1 protein-coding gene is annotated in these 222 nt (G+C 43.7%); it reads right to left on the bottom strand.

Features of this window, described 5'->3' with window-relative positions; genetic code table 11:
• Positions 1 to 222: hypothetical protein (locus tag C9J34_RS21920; protein ID WP_193768954.1), on the bottom strand; the 222-nt coding region annotated here is incomplete at both ends.

Genomic DNA, 222 nt, shown 5'->3' with positions numbered 1-222 from the left:
CCCTAATGCTCCTGGCGACACTGTCCCTAGAAGAAATTTTGTATTAGCCCCACCGCTTAAACTCGCTTGTAAGTTTGTCAGAGCTCCTACTCCTACTTTTGTCAATATGATATCTTGTTGAATGGCATCTCGTTGACTAACATTATAACCCTCTGTCAAATTCGCAAATGTTACTGCCCCTGGGCTAACAGTAAACCACGTTGGAGAAGGGTCCACTGTAAA

The organism is Metasolibacillus meyeri, from assembly GCF_003049505.1.
Taxonomy (GTDB): Bacteria; Bacillota; Bacilli; order Bacillales_A; family Planococcaceae; genus Metasolibacillus; species Metasolibacillus meyeri.
The sequence above is the reverse complement of the archived record's forward strand: the minus strand, read 5'-3'. Positions and strand labels throughout refer to the sequence as shown.